Origin of the sequence: Xanthomonas sp. DAR 35659, from assembly GCF_041242975.1 — a bacterium.
In the GTDB taxonomy this organism is placed as follows: Bacteria; Pseudomonadota; Gammaproteobacteria; order Xanthomonadales; family Xanthomonadaceae; genus Xanthomonas_A; species Xanthomonas_A medicagonis.
On the sequence record NZ_CP162488.1, the window covers coordinates 3,158,403 to 3,171,349 of the forward strand.

At 71.1% G+C, this 12,947-nt stretch carries 10 protein-coding genes and 1 tRNA gene; 9 read left to right on the forward strand and 2 right to left on the reverse strand.

All coding sequences use genetic code 11. The annotated features are described in order from the left end of the window. Positions 1–140 precede the first annotated feature (140 nt). From AB3X07_RS13355 to metX, 5 genes are all read left to right on the forward strand, one after another. The gene (locus AB3X07_RS13355) at positions 141–2,075 is read left to right on the forward strand and encodes a heme lyase CcmF/NrfE family subunit (RefSeq protein WP_369939086.1); all 1,935 of its coding nucleotides are present in this window, start codon (positions 141–143) and stop codon (positions 2,073–2,075) included. Next, on the forward strand, positions 2,075–2,677 hold the full coding sequence (locus tag AB3X07_RS13360; protein WP_369939087.1) for a DsbE family thiol:disulfide interchange protein: 603 nt from the start codon (positions 2,075–2,077) through the stop codon (positions 2,675–2,677). Before AB3X07_RS13355 ends, AB3X07_RS13360 begins: the two co-directional genes overlap by 1 nt. Continuing rightward, positions 2,674–3,114, forward strand: a complete 441-nt coding sequence (locus AB3X07_RS13365) for a cytochrome c-type biogenesis protein (protein WP_369939088.1) — start codon at positions 2,674–2,676, stop codon at positions 3,112–3,114. Before AB3X07_RS13360 ends, AB3X07_RS13365 begins: the two co-directional genes overlap by 4 nt. Before the next feature lie 4 nt (positions 3,115–3,118). After that, positions 3,119–4,195 (forward strand): tetratricopeptide repeat protein, encoded by a 1,077-nt coding sequence (locus AB3X07_RS13370; protein ID WP_369939089.1) that lies wholly within the window; start codon positions 3,119–3,121, stop codon positions 4,193–4,195. A gap of 156 nt (positions 4,196–4,351) precedes the next feature. Next, on the forward strand, positions 4,352–5,464 hold the full coding sequence (gene metX / locus AB3X07_RS13375; RefSeq protein WP_369939090.1) for a homoserine O-acetyltransferase MetX: 1,113 nt from the start codon (positions 4,352–4,354) through the stop codon (positions 5,462–5,464). Between the two features lie 433 nt (positions 5,465–5,897). Here the strand turns inward: metX and cydC are convergent, their stop codons facing one another. Further along, entirely contained in the window at positions 5,898–7,574 is a 1,677-nt protein-coding gene (gene cydC / locus AB3X07_RS13380) for a thiol reductant ABC exporter subunit CydC (protein ID WP_369939091.1), read from the reverse strand. Next, positions 7,571–9,409, reverse strand: a complete 1,839-nt coding sequence (gene cydD / locus AB3X07_RS13385) for a thiol reductant ABC exporter subunit CydD (RefSeq protein WP_369939092.1) — start codon at positions 9,407–9,409, stop codon at positions 7,571–7,573. The genes cydC and cydD overlap by 4 nt, the downstream gene beginning before the upstream one ends. A 201-nt stretch (positions 9,410–9,610) precedes the next feature. Here cydD and AB3X07_RS13390 point away from each other — a divergent pair, with 201 nt between their 5' ends. The 4 genes from AB3X07_RS13390 (at position 9,611) to AB3X07_RS13405 (ending at position 12,653) form a co-directional block, all read left to right on the forward strand. Then, complete coding sequence (locus AB3X07_RS13390) at positions 9,611–11,200, forward strand: cytochrome ubiquinol oxidase subunit I (RefSeq protein ID WP_369939093.1); 1,590 nt, start codon at positions 9,611–9,613, stop codon at positions 11,198–11,200. Positions 11,201–11,219: 19 nt separating this feature from the next. Beyond that, the gene (gene cydB / locus AB3X07_RS13395) at positions 11,220–12,371 is read left to right on the forward strand and encodes a cytochrome d ubiquinol oxidase subunit II (protein WP_369939094.1); all 1,152 of its coding nucleotides are present in this window, start codon (positions 11,220–11,222) and stop codon (positions 12,369–12,371) included. Between the two features lie 34 nt (positions 12,372–12,405). Further along, complete coding sequence (gene cydX / locus AB3X07_RS13400) at positions 12,406–12,516, forward strand: cytochrome bd-I oxidase subunit CydX (RefSeq protein ID WP_145700529.1); 111 nt, start codon at positions 12,406–12,408, stop codon at positions 12,514–12,516. A gap of 60 nt (positions 12,517–12,576) precedes the next feature. After that, a tRNA-Pro gene (locus AB3X07_RS13405) sits at positions 12,577–12,653 on the forward strand. Positions 12,654–12,947: the final 294 nt, after the last annotated feature.

Sequence of the window (12,947 nt, forward strand, 5' to 3'; positions counted from 1 at the left end):
CCCGGCGGCGTTCCCGGGCATCGGCGCTGGAGTCGTCCGTCCTCGCGTTGCTCGGCGCCTGCCGCAGTGCGCGATCGGGCCACAGCCGTCGCAGCATCGGTCTTGCGCGTACCGCGTCCCCCGTCCCGAGTCCCGGCTGCATGCTTCCTGAGCTTGGCCAGGTCCTGCTGATCCTCGCCCTGCTCGCCGCGTTGCTGCAGGCGGTGGTGCCGCTGGCCGGGGCGCAGCGCGGCGACGCGCGCTGGATGGCGGTGGCGCGGCCGGCCGCGTTCGCGCAGCTGGCGCTGGTCGCCGGCGCCTTCGCGCTGCTGACCCACGCCTTCCTGGTACAGGACTTCTCGGTGGCCTACGTCGCCGAGAACTCCAACTCGCTGCTGCCGCTGGTGTACCGCTATTCGGCGGTGTGGGGCGCGCACGAGGGGTCGTTGTTGCTGTGGACGCTGATCCTGGCCTTGTGGACCGGCGCGGTCGCGCTGTGCTCGCGGCGCCTGCCGGCGCCGGTGATGGCGCGGGTGCTCGGCACGCTGGCGCTGGTCAGCCTGGGGTTCCTCGCCTTCCTGCTGTTCACCTCCAACCCGTTCGCGCGGCTGCTGCCGGCGCCGCTGGAAGGACGCGACCTCAATCCGCTGCTGCAGGACCCGGGGCTGGTGATCCATCCGCCGCTGCTGTACGCCGGCTACGTCGGCTTCGCGGTGCCGTTCGCGTTCGCCATCGCCGCGCTGCTCGACGGCCAAGTCGATGCGCGCTGGCTGCGCTGGACGCGGCCGTGGACCAACGTGGCCTGGGGCTTCCTGACCATCGGCATCGCGCTGGGCAGTTGGTGGGCGTACTACGAACTGGGCTGGGGCGGCTGGTGGTTCTGGGACCCGGTCGAGAACGCCAGCTTCATGCCGTGGCTGGCCGGCGCGGCGCTGCTGCATTCGCAGGCGGTGACCGAAAAGCGCGGCAGCTTCGGCGCCTGGACCCTGCTGCTGGCGATCGCCGCGTTCTCGCTGTCGCTGCTGGGCACGTTCCTGGTGCGTTCCGGCGTACTGACCAGCGTGCACTCCTTCGCCGCCGATCCCGGCCGCGGCCTGTTCATCCTGGTGTTCCTGAGCCTGGTCTGCGGCGGCGCACTGCTGCTGTACGCGCTGCGCGGCGGCCGCCTCGCCGCGACCGCCGGCGACGCGCGCCAGCGCTTCGCCGCGTCCTCGCGCGAGACCCTGCTGCTGGCCAACAACCTGCTGCTCACCTGCGCCTGCGCGATGGTGCTGCTGGGCACGCTGTATCCGCTGCTGGCCGACGCGCTCGGGCTGGGCAAGCTGTCGGTCGGCCCGCCCTACTTCGGCACCCTGTTCGTCATCCTGATGGCGCCGCTGGTGGCGCTGCTGCCGTTCGGACCGCTGACCCGCTGGCAGCGCGAGCAGCCGTCGCGGCCGCTGGCGCTGCTGGCGCCGTGGGCGGGGCTGGCGCTGCTGGCCGGCGTGCTCGGTTTCTTCCTGGCGCCGCAGGGGCCGTGGAAGACCGCCGCCGGCGTCGCCGGCGCGGCCTGGGTGCTGCTCGGCACCGCGCGCTTCGTGTGGAGCCGGTTGCAGCTCAAGGGCAGCCGCTTCACCGCCGAGATGCTGGGCATGACCCTGGCCCACGCCGGCATCGCGGTGTTCCTGACCGGCGCCCTGCTGGTCGAAGCGCTGGACCAGCAACGCGAAGTGGCGCTGGCCCCGGGGCAGAGCCTGCAGATGGGCCGCTATCGCTTCGCGTTCGACAGCATCGATCAGATCCGCGGCCCCAACTACGTCTCCGACCGCGCGCACGTGCAGGTGCTGCGCGACGATCGCCCGCTGGCGCTGCTGCATCCGGAAAAACGCGCCTACGCCAGCGGCGGCCAGAGCCTGAGCGAAGCCGGCATCCATCCCGGGCTGTTCGGCGACGTCTACATCGCGCTGGGCGAACCGCTGGGCGGCAACGCCTGGGCGATGCGCCTGCATGTCAAACCGTTCGTGCGCTGGATCTGGCTGGGCGCCGCGCTGATGGCGCTGGGCGGCTTCGTCACCGCCGCCGACCGGCGCTTCCGTCGTTCCCCGGAGAAATCCTGATGTCCGCCCCCGCTCCCCGTCGCCTGCCGCTTGCCGCCATCGTGCTGGGCGCCCTGTTCTTCCTCGGCCTGCTGGCGCTGATGTTCTACGCGGTGCAGCGTTCCGGGGTGGCCGATCGCGATGCGCTGCCGTCGGCGCTGATCGGCAAGCCGGCGCCGGCGTTCGACCTGCCGGTGCTGCACGACGGCTCGATCCGCGTGCGCAGCGCCGAACTGCGCGGCGCACCGTACGTGCTGAACGTGTGGGGCAGCTGGTGCGCCACCTGCCGCGAGGAACATCCGGTGCTGACCCGCTTCGCCCTGACCAAGCGCGTGCGGGTGATCGGCTACGACTGGAAGGACACCCGCGCCGACGCCTTGCGCTGGCTGGAGCAGTTGGGCAATCCGTTCTTCGTGGTGCTGTTCGACCCGGACGGGCGCACCGCGATCGACTGGGGCGTGGCCGCCGCGCCGGAAACCTTCCTGGTCGATGCGCACGGCGTGGTGCGCTGGAAGCATTCGGGCGCGCTGACCGACCAGATCATCCAGGACGAACTGCTGCCGGCGCTGCTCAAGGCCGAACGCGACGCGCCGTCGTCCAAGCAGGGCCGGGCGGCGCCGTGAGCTGGCGCGGGCTGGCGCTGCTGGTGCTGCTCGCATGCGCCGCGCACGCGGGCGCGCAGCAGGCTTCCGATCCGACGCCGCTGGCGTATCGCTCGGCGGCCGAGGAAGCGCGCTTCCACGCGTTGACCGCCGAGCTGCGCTGCGTGCAATGCCAGAACCAGTCGCTGGCCGATTCGCATGCGCAGATCGCGCTGGACCTGCGCCGCGAAGTGCTGCACCTGATGCAGCAGGGACAGTCGGACGCGCAGATCAAGCGCTTCCTGGTCGATCGCTACGGCGAATTCGTGCTGTACCGCCCGCAGGTGGAATCGCGCACCTGGCTACTGTGGTTCGGCCCGCTGGCGCTGCTCGGCGCCGGTGCGCTGCTGCTGGCCTGGGTGGTGCGCCGCCGCGCGCCGGCCGCCGATGTGCCGCCGCAGGACGAACAGGAATGGTGACGCGATGCTGAGCTGGGGCATGCATGCCGCCGCCGCGGTGCTGGCCGCGCTGGTCTTCGCCGCGGTGCTGTGGCCGTTGCGGCGCGGCCGTGGCGGTACCGCGCTGCTGGCCGTCGCGGTGCTGGCGCTGGGCGTGGCGGCGGCGGCGCTGTACGCGCTGGTCGGCACGCCGCGCGCGCTGCAGGCGCAGAACCGCGAGGCGCCGCGCAACCTGGAAGACGGCGTGGCGCAACTGCAGGCGGCGTTGGCCAAGGATCCCAACCGCGCCGACGGCTGGGCGCTGCTGGCGCGCTCGCAGATGTCGTTGGGTCGTCCCACCGAGGCGGCCGCCGCGTTCGCGCGCGCGGTGCAGTTGGCACCGGACGAACCGCAATGGCTGGTGCAGGCGGCCGAAGCGCGCGCGCTGGCCGATCCGCAGCGCCGCTTCGACGACCAGGCCATCGCCTGGTTGCGGCACGCCTTGCAGGTGGCGCCGGCGAGCGAGCGCGCGGCCTGGTTCCTGGGCATCGCGCAACGCCAACGCGGCCAGAACGCCGACGCCGCCGCGACCTGGGAAGCCTTGCTGCCGCGCGTGGATGCCGCCACCGCGGCCGCACTGCGCCCGCAGATCGACGCCGCCCGCGCCGATGCCGGCTTGCCGGCGCTGCCGCCGGCTGCGCCGGTCGCGGCTGCCGCTGCCGCGCCCACGGGTGGCACCGGCTCGCCGTCGGCGGCGCAGCCCGCCGATGCCACTGCGGCGACGGTGACCGTCGCGGTGTCGCTGGATCCCGCGTTCGCCGCGCGCGTGCGCCTGCGCGGCGACGCCAGCGTATTCGTGATCGCGCGCGTGCCGGGTGGGCCGCCGATGCCGGTCGCGGTGCAGAAACACCCGCTGCAATCGCTGCCGCTGCGGGTGACCCTGAGCGATGCCGACAGCCCGATGCCGACGCAGAAGTTGTCGCAACTCAAGCAGGTGCAACTCCTGGCGCGGCTGTCCAGCAGCGGCAACGCGATGCGCCAGGAAGGCGACCTGGAATCGGCCCCGGTGACGGTGACACTGCCGGCGACCGCACCAGTGAACCTGGTGATCGGCAAGCCCTAACGCCGCACGCCCGTGTAGGAGCGGCTTCAGCCGCGACAGATGACTTCCGCAATCACGGTGCTCCCGACGCCGATGTCGCGGCTGAAGCCGCTCCTACAAAAGCAGGACCACGGCGTGCGCACGCCGCGTGCGCCGCCGCGCGGCTAGAATCGGCGGATGACCGAATTCATTCCTCCCGGCAGCCGCTTCCTCGCCCTGCCCTCGCCGTTCCCGATGAAACGCGGCGGCCACCTGCATGGCGCACGGGTCGCCTACGAGACCTGGGGCACGCTGGCGGCCGAACGCGACAACGCGATCCTGATCGTCACCGGGCTGTCGCCCGACGCGCATGCCGCGGCCAACGCCGACGACCCCACGCCTGGTTGGTGGAACGCCATGCTCGGCCCCGGCAAGCCGATCGACACGCAGCGCTGGTTCGTGGTCTGCGTGAACTCGCTGGGCAGTTGCAAGGGTTCCACCGGCCCCGCCTCGCCGCATCCGGACGACGGCCAGCCGTATCGCCTGCGCTTCCCGGAACTCTCGGTCGAGGACGGCGCCGACGCCGCCGCGCAGGTGGTGCGGGCGCTGGGCATCGCGCAACTGGCCTGCGTGATCGGCAACTCGATGGGCGGCATGACCGCGCTGGCGTTGCTGCACCGGCATCCTGGCCTGGCGCGCAGCCACATCAACATTTCCGGCAGCGCGCAGGCCCTGCCGTTCTCGATCGCGATCCGTTCGCTGCAGCGCGAAGCGATCCGCCTGGACCCGAACTGGAACGGCGGCGACTACGACGAGGCGACCTACCCCGAGTCCGGCATGCGCATGGCGCGCAAGCTGGGCGTCATCACCTACCGCTCGGCGCTGGAATGGGATGGCCGCTTCGGCCGCGTGCGGCTGGATTCGGACCAGGCCGACGACGATCCGTTCGGCCTGGAATTCCAGGTCGAAAGCTACCTCGAAGGCCACGCGCGGCGCTTCGTGCGCCGCTTCGATCCGAACTGCTACCTGTACCTGAGCCGCTCGATGGACTGGTTCGACCTGGCCGAATACGCCGGCGGCGACGTGCTCGCCGGCATCGCCACGATCCGCGTCGACCGCGCGCTGGCGATCGGCGCCAATACCGACATCCTGTTCCCGGTGCAGCAGCAGGAACAGATCGCCGACGGCCTGCGCGCCGGCGGCGCGCAGGCGCACTTCATCGGCCTGGACTCGCCGCAGGGGCACGACGCGTTCCTGGTGGATTTCCCGCGGTTCGGACCGGCGGTGCGGGAGTTTCTGGACGCGTTGTAGTGGCCAGAGCGCCTTGCCGACCATCGTTGGAAGTGGAGGATTCCACCCTCCACTGGCCGCGACGGAAGGGAGCCTCCAGCGAACGATGGAAGGCCCCCTGTAGGAGCGGCTTCAGCCGCGACAGATAGCATCCGCGATCATGGTGCCGCTGGCACCGATGTCGCGGCTGAAGCCGCTCCTACAAAGACGACGACGAGCCTCTCTCGCAGTAGCGGAGCGGGTACTTCGCGACGCCCTGAAGCCGCTGCCATCACAAGGGCTTTCGGGCGCTGCTGATCGCGCACGACTTCGCCTCCTAACGCGGCACGAATGGCCAGCGGACATCGCCAGCCATCGCGCGGTCGCAGCCTGCCGCCAGCCTGTTGTGGGAGGGACCTAGGTCACGACCGCAGGCCACCTCGGACAGCCGCCGCGGCCCTCGGTCGTGGCGACACTACGGCTCGACCCGAAGCCGCCCCTCCTGCAACCGATAGCGCACATGCACCACGCCGTCGGGCAGCGTGTCGTGGCTGATCAGCAACAGGCTGCGCTGGCCCATTGCCTGCGCCAGATCGCGCAGCAGGGCCTGCGCGGTATCCACGTCCAGGCCTTCGGTGGGTTCGTCCAGCACCAGCAGCGGGGCCTGGCGCAGCAGCGCGCGGGCCAGCGCCAGGCGCCGCGCCTGGCCGGCGGACATGGTCGCGCCGTTCTCGCCCAACCACGCGTCCAGCCCGCCGACTTCGTGCAGCCAGCCATCCAAGCGCACGTCGGCGAGCGCGCGCTGCAGCGTGGCGTCGTCGGCCTCGGGCGCACCCAGGCGCAGGTTGTCGCGCACGCTGCCGGCGAACACCGGCGCGCCCTGCGGCAGCCAGGCGATACGCCGGTGCCACTGCGCCTGGGCCAGTTCGCGCAGGTCCACGCCGGCGAAACGGATGCTGCCCTGCTGCGGATCCCACAGCCGCAGCAGCAACGCCGACAGGGTGGTCTTGCCGCTACCGCTGTCGCCGCCGATGGCCACCCGCTCGCCCGGCGCGATACGCAGGTCGACGCCGTCGAGCACGCGCCGCGCTTCGCCCGGCCAGGCGAAGACCACGCCGTCGAAACGCACTTCGCCGGCGTCAGGCACCGGCTGCGGCCGGGCAACGTCGGCCACGGGCGCGTCCTGCCCGGCGATCGCCTGCAAGCGCTGCGCGGCGACTCGGCCGGACTGCAGCGCCTGCCAAGCCAGTCCGGCGCCGGCCCACACTTCGAGCAGGGCCACGGTCAGGAAGATCAGCCCGGCCGCCTGCGCGGCGCCGATCAGGTCGGCGCGCGCCGCGCCCAGCGCCAGCCACAGCATCGCCAGCAGGCCGAGCGCGGCGCACAGTGCGTGCAGCGCGTTGCCGCCGATCAGGCGTTGCCGCTGCTGCCGATCCTGCGCGCGCAGGTCCTGCGCGCTGGCGTCCACGCGTGCGATCCAGGCGGCCTGCGCGTCGAGCGCGGCCAGATCGGCGGCGCCTTCCAGGCCTTCATACGCCAGCGTACGCAGCGTCTCGCGCTGCTGCGCGCGGCGCTGCTCGCGACGCCGGCCGTCGCGCGCGACCACCCAGGGCACGCCGGCGCCGACAGCCAACGCCAACCCGGCCAGCACGAGTGCCGCCGGCCAATAGATCGCCGCCGCCGAAGCGACGCCGGCGACGCCGATGCCGAGCAGCGCTGCCAGCGGTCCCAGCGCGCGCACCACCAGTCCGTCGACCTCGCCGATGTCGGACATCAGCCGCGCCAGCAATTCGCCGGTGCGGCTGGCGCCGAGCCTGGCCGGCGCCAGCGGCAGCGCGCGGCGGAAGAACCACACGCGCAGGTCGCGGGCGATGCGCAAGGTGGCGTCGTGGCCGACCAGCTTCTCGCCGTAGCGCGAGGCAATGCGCGCGAAGGTCAGCGCGCGGATGCCGGCCGACGGCGAGAAGAAGTTGAAGCCGCTGCCCATGCCGACCGCGCCGGCCAGCGCCGCGGCGGTCAGGAAGCCGCCGGACAGGCCGAGCAGGCCGACGCCGGCCAGCATCGTGCACAGCAGCAGCAACGCGGTCAGCAGCAGGCGGCCATGATGGCGACGGAACACCCCGCGCAGGTCGTCGCGCACCGGCCCGCTCATGGCGCCACTCCCGCCGCGTCGCCGGCCAGCGCGCGCGCCGGCAGGCGCAGCACGCTGTCGGCCCAGCGCATCGCCGCCTCGCTATGGGTGGCGACGATCACGCTGCGGCCCTGACTGAAGGCGGCCAGCGTGCGCAGCAGTTCGGCTTCCGTGTCCGGATCGAGGAAGGCGGTCGGTTCGTCGAGCAGCAACAGTTCCGGCTCGCGCAGCAGCAACCGCGCCAGGCCGATGCGCCGCGCTTCGCCGCCGGACAGACCGAAACCGCGTTCGCCGACCACGGTCTCCAGGCCCAACGGCAGGCGCGCGGCGAAGCGCATCACCTGCGCGGCCTCGGCCGCGGCCTGCAGCCGCGCGGCGCTGGCCTGCGGATCGGCCAGGCGCAGGTTGTCGGCGATGCTGCCGTGGAACAGGTAGGGCCGCTGCCCGGCATAGCCCACGCGCAGCCCGGGGCGGAGCTGCAGGCTGCCGGCACGTGGCGCCAGCCAGCCGGTCAGCGCTTCCAGCAAGGTGCTCTTGCCGCTGCCGCTGGGACCGACCAGGGCCAGGCGCTGGCCGGGCCGCAATTCGAATGACAGATCGCGCACTGCATCGCATCGCGCGCCTTGCGGCCGCAACACCAGGCCGGTGGCACGCACCAGCGCTTGTGCTGGCGCTGGCTCGACCGCGGGCGCGAAAGCCGACGCCGCGGCGGGCATCGCCGCGTCCGTAGGCTCCGTCGCTGGCGCGTCCGCCTGCGGCGAAGGCGAAACCTCGCCGGCATGGGGCAACGGCGCAGGCAATGCCGCTCCCGTCGCCTCGGGCAGCGCGTCGAGCAGGCGCTCGACCTCGGCCGCCGCCGCCAGCGCATTGGCGCGGTCGTGGTAATGCGCGGCCAGGCGCCGCAGCGGCGCATAGAACTCCGGCGCCAGCAGCAGGCAGAACACCCCCACGCCCAGCGTCGGCACCGCCGCGTGCAGCGAAATCATGCCCAGGTAGCTCAGGCCCAGGTACATCGCCACGATGGCGACGCTGACCGAGGCGAAGAACTCGAGCACGGTCGAGGACAGGAAGGCGATCCGCAACACCTTCAAGGTGCGTTCGCGCACGCCCTCGGCGGCATCGGCGATGCCCTGCAGTTCGTCCTCGCCGCGGCCGTACAGGCGCAGCAGGCCCAGTCCCTTGAGCCGGTCGGCGAAATGCCCGCCCATCCGCGCCAGCGCGCGCAGCTGGCGGCGTCCGGCGGCCTCGGCGCCCCACCCCACCAGCATCATGAAGATCGGCACCAGCGGCGCGGTGCACAGCAGCAGCAGGCCCACCACCCAGTCGCTCCACCCCACCGCGAGCAGGATCAGCAGCGGCACCACGCTCACTTCCAGCCGCGCCGGCTGGTAGCCGGCGTAGTAGCCGTCCAGCGCGTCGCCGTGCGCCAGCAGCAGTTCGCCCAGCTCGCCGTTGCGCTGCCCGCGCAGCCACAGCGGACCGCGTTGCAGCAGGTGCCGGTACACACGGCGGCGCAGTTCGAACTTGGCGGCATCGGCGACGTCGCCGGCGGCGCGCTGCACGCAGGCGCCGAGCAGCGCGCGCAGCGCCAGCATCAGCGCCAGCAGGCCAACGGCGGGCAGCGTCTGCGCCAACGCGCGGCGCTCCACCAGCAGCGCCTGCAGCAACCAGGCGATAGCCCCGGCCTGCACGATCAGCAGCGCGCCGGACAGGCTGATCGCCAGCGCCGCCAGCCGCTGTCGCCCGCGCGCCGCGGCGGCCAGCGCGGCCAGCCAGCGCAGGCGCGAGCGTCGCGGGTGCGGCGATTCGGCGGGCGACTCAGGCGATGCGGTGGACGGCGCGGCGGGATCGGTCAAAACGGGCTCGGCACGGCGAACGGGCCGCCATTGTAAGTCGGCATCCCGGTCGGAACCGCCGCGTGCCGCCACGATGCCGGCGCGGGCCGCGGCGAACATTGATTTGGATCAAGGCCGGCGCGGCGGGGAAAGCGGAACATCGCCCTCAACCTACCGCCACCCGGCCCCACAGATGCGCATTTTCCACGAGGTAGCACAGCCATGATCGACACCACTGTCGTAGAGCTGTCGCGGCTGCAGTTCGCCATGACCGCGATGTACCACTTCCTGTTCGTTCCCCTCACGCTCGGCCTGTCCTTCATGATCGCGATCATGGAGAGCGTGTACGTCATGACCCGCAAGGAGGTCTGGCGGCGCATGGCGTTGTTCTGGGGCGTGCTGTTCGGCATCAACTTCGCCATGGGCGTCGCCACCGGCATCGTGATGGAATTCCAGTTCGGCATGAACTGGTCCTACTACAGCCATTACGTCGGCGACATCTTCGGCGCGCCGCTGGCGATCGAAGGGCTGATGGCGTTCTTCCTGGAAGCGACCTTCATCGGCCTGTTCTTCTTCGGCTGGAACAAGCTCTCCCCGGTCAAGCACCTGATGGTGACCTGGCTGATGGCGCTGGGCACCAACCTGTCGGCGGTGTGGATCCTGATCGCCAACGGCTGGATGCAGAACCCCACCGGCGCGGTGTTCAACCCGGACACCATGCGCATGGAAGTCGTGGACTTCATGGCGGTGGTGTTCAACCCGGTGGCGCAGGCCAAGTTCGTGCACACGGTCAGCGCCGGCTACGTGACCGGCGCGGTGTTCGTGATGTCGATCAGCGCGCTGTTCCTGCTACGCGGCAAGCACCGCGACCTGGCCCGCCGCTCGTTCGCGGTGGCCGCCGCGTTCGGCCTGGCCTCCTCGCTGTCGGTGGTGGTGCTGGGCGACGAGAGCGGTTACGCCGCCAACGAACACCAGAAGATGAAGCTGGCCGCGATCGAGGCGATGTGGGAGACCGAGCAGGCCCCGGCCGACTTCACCGCCTTCGGCATCCCCAACCAGACCACCGGCAAGAACGACTACGCGATCAAGGTGCCGTACCTGATGGGCCTGATCGCCACGCGCTCGCTGAACACGCCGATCCCCGGCATCCTGGAACTGGTCAAGCGCGCCGAACACCGCATCCGCGGCGGCCAGATCGCCTACGGCGCGCTGGAGCGGCTCAAGGCCAACCGCAACGACGTGGAGGCGCGCGAGGTCTTCGACCGCCACTGGCAGGATCTGGGCCACGGCCTGCTGCTCAAGCGTTATCGCGACGACATCCTCAACGCCACCCCGGAAGAGATCTCCAAGGCTGCGCTGGACACCGTGCCGCGCGTGCTGCCGCTGTTCTGGACGTTCCGGGTCATGGCTGGGCTGGGCTTCTACCTGATCGCCTTCTTCGCCGCCGCGATGTGGTTCTCGTGCAAGCACAACTTCGAGCACAAGCGCTGGTTCCTGAAGCTGGCGGTGTGGACCCTGCCGGCGCCGTGGATCGCGATCGAATGCGGTTGGTTCGTCGCCGAGTACGGCCGCCAGCCGTGGGCGGTGGAAGGCGTGCTGCCGACGTTCTACGCCGCCTCCGGCCTGGCCCTGCACGACATCCTGATCACCCTGGCCGGCTTCGTGGCGATCTACACCGTGCTGCTGGTCATCGAGATCAAGCTGATGCTCAAGGCGATCCGCAAGGGTCCCGACGACCTGCCGGCGCTGCTGCAGCCGACCCCGCGCCCCGCCGCGCCCCTTGCCGCCAACGCGGCCGCCGGCCAACTCTGATCCCGGCAGGAGAATGACGATGGACTTCATTGCATTGGACTACACCACGCTGCGCGTGATCTGGTGGCTGCTGCTGGGCATCCTGCTGATCGGCTTCGCGGTCATGGACGGATTCGACCTGGGCGTCGGCGCGCTGCTGCCGTTCGTGGCCAAGAACGACGCCGAGCGCCGGCTGGTGGTCAACACCATCGGCCCGGTCTGGGAAGGCAACCAGGTCTGGCTGGTGCTCGGTGGCGGCGCCATCTTCGCCGCCTGGCCGCCGCTGTACGCGGTCAGCTTCTCCGGCTTCTACCTGGCCATGTTCGTGATCCTGTTCGCGCTGATCCTGCGCCCGGTCGGGTTCAAGTTCCGCGGCAAGCTGCCCAGCCAGCGCTGGCGCAACGGCTGGGACTGGGCGCTGTTCATCGGCGGCTTCATCCCGGCGCTGATCATGGGCGTGGCGGTGGGCAACGTGCTGCTGGGCGTGCCGTTCCACTTCGACGACACCCTGCGGGTGTTCTACACCGGCAGCTTCTTCGGCCTGCTGATGCCGTTCGCCCTGCTCGCCGGCCTGCTCAGCGTGAGCATGCTGGTGGCGCACGGCGCGGCGATGCTGGTGCTGAAGACCGACGGCCCGGTGGCCGAGCGCGCCGCCCGCTACGGCAGCGTGGCGGCGCTGGTGGCCTGCGCGCTGTTCGCCGGCGCCGGCGTATGGGTGGCGATGGGCCTGCCCGGCTATGCGGTGACCTCGCAGGTGATCACCGACGGCGCCACCAACCCGCTGCTGAAGACCGCGGTGCTGGGCGAGGCCGGCGGCTGGATGCACAACTACCAGACCATGCCGCTGACCGCGCTGGCGCCGGCGGTCGGCCTGCTCGGCCTGCTGGCGAGCGCGCTGCTGCTGCGCCAGCGTCGCGGCGGCCTGGCCTTCATCGCCTCCGGCAGCGCCATCGCCGGCATCATCCTCACCGTGGGCTTTGCGATCTTCCCGTTCCTGCTGCCGTCGTCCAGCCAGCCCGGCTCCAGCCTGACCGTCTGGGACGCCTCCAGCAGCCGCCTGACCCTGTGGATCATGCTGCTGGCCACCGCGGTGTTCCTGCCGATCATCATCGGCTACACCACCTGGGTGTACCGGGTGCTGAAGGGCAAGGTCACCGCCGCGTCGATGGACGACAACCCCAACGCGTACTGACGCGCCCCTCCCTGACCGCTTTAGGAGATTGACCATGTGGTACTTCGCCTGGATTCTCGGTGTCGGCCTGGCCTCCACCGCCGCCATCCTCAACGGCATGTGGTTCGAGGCCCGCGAGGGCGCCGCCCCCGACGCCAAGGACTGAACTTTTTTCGCAAAGGATCTTGCAGGATACGGATGACCCCCGTATCATGTGCGGCTCCTTCGGGGTGTAGCTCAGTCTGGTAGAGCGCTACGTTCGGGACGTAGAGGTCGCAGGTTCGAATCCTGTCTCCCCGACCAGTTTCAAGGTCACAAGAAACCTGGAAAACGCGAGTTTTCCGGGTTTTTTTGTGTCCGCGGTATTGCCTCCACGCAGCGCGCGACCGGCTCGGCCCGCGCGCACCACCGCTCTGGCGGCGCAACGCAGCGCTCAGATCTTGGCGCTGCACAGGCGAGATGCCGCCGCCGCAAGGCGCCTAGGGGACGCACGCGGCGCGGCGGTGCCCGGCTTCGGCAAGCACCCCCACGGCATCGCAAGAAGAGCCAGCATGCACCTGCGCAACGGAACCACATCCGATCCCCGCAGGAGCGAGC